This is a genomic window from Streptomyces sp. NPDC002076, from assembly GCF_053593835.1.
Genome location: NZ_JBSFDI010000073.1, coordinates 1 through 1,413, shown reverse-complemented (window position 1 = coordinate 1,413; position 1,413 = coordinate 1). Strand labels below are relative to the sequence as shown.

Annotated in this window: 1 rRNA gene; it reads right to left on the bottom strand. The window is 56.5% G+C overall.

The window, feature by feature from the left end:
• Nucleotides 1-22 precede the first annotated feature (22 nt).
• Nucleotides 23-1,413 (bottom strand): 23S ribosomal RNA (locus tag ACWCQS_RS46035); the annotation flags it as partial.

The window sequence follows — 1,413 nt, the reverse complement described above, 5'->3', positions numbered from 1 at the left end:
AACACAGTGGACGCGAGCAACTGAGGACAAGCCCTCGGCCTATTAGTACCGGTCACCTCCACCAGTTACCTGGCTTCCAGATCCGGCCTATCAACCCAGTCGTCTACTGGGAGCCTTACCCCATCAAGTGGGTGGGAGTCCTCATCTCGAAGCAGGCTTCCCGCTTAGATGCTTTCAGCGGTTATCCCTCCCGAACGTAGCCAACCAGCCATGCCCTTGGCAGAACAACTGGCACACCAGAGGTTCGTCCGTCCCGGTCCTCTCGTACTAGGGACAGCCCTTCTCAAGACTCCTACGCGCACAGCGGATAGGGACCGAACTGTCTCACGACGTTCTAAACCCAGCTCGCGTACCGCTTTAATGGGCGAACAGCCCAACCCTTGGGACCGACTCCAGCCCCAGGATGCGACGAGCCGACATCGAGGTGCCAAACCATCCCGTCGATATGGACTCTTGGGGAAGATCAGCCTGTTATCCCCGGGGTACCTTTTATCCGTTGAGCGACGGCGCTTCCACAAGCCACCGCCGGATCACTAGTCCCGACTTTCGTCCCTGCTCGACCCGTCGGTCTCACAGTCAAGCTCCCTTGTGCACTTACACTCAACACCTGATTGCCAACCAGGCTGAGGGAACCTTTGGGCGCCTCCGTTACCCTTTAGGAGGCAACCGCCCCAGTTAAACTACCCATCAGACACTGTCCCTGATCCGGATCACGGACCCAGGTTAGACATCCAGCACGACCAGACTGGTATTTCAACGACGACTCCACACACACTGGCGTGCATGCTTCACAGTCTCCCAGCTATCCTACACAAGCCGAACCGAACACCAATATCAAACTGTAGTAAAGGTCCCGGGGTCTTTCCGTCCTGCTGCGCGAAACGAGCATCTTTACTCGTAGTGCAATTTCACCGGGCCTATGGTTGAGACAGTCGAGAAGTCGTTACGCCATTCGTGCAGGTCGGAACTTACCCGACAAGGAATTTCGCTACCTTAGGATGGTTATAGTTACCACCGCCGTTTACTGGCGCTTAAGTTCTCAGCTTCGCCCACCCGAAAGTGAGCTAACCGGTCCCCTTAACGTTCCAGCACCGGGCAGGCGTCAGTCCGTATACATCGCCTTACGGCTTCGCACGGACCTGTGTTTTTAGTAAACAGTCGCTTCTCGCTGGTCTCTGCGGCCACCCCCAGCTCGAGGAGCAAGTCCTCTCACCAGAGCTGGCCCCCCTTCTCCCGAAGTTACGGGGGCATTTTGCCGAGTTCCTTAACCATAGTTCACCCGAACGCCTCGGTATTCTCTACCTGACCACCTGAGTCGGTTTAGGGTACGGGCCGCCATGAAACTCGCTAGAGGCTTTTCTCGACAGCATAGGATCATCCACTTCACCACAATCGGCTCGGCATCAGGTCTCA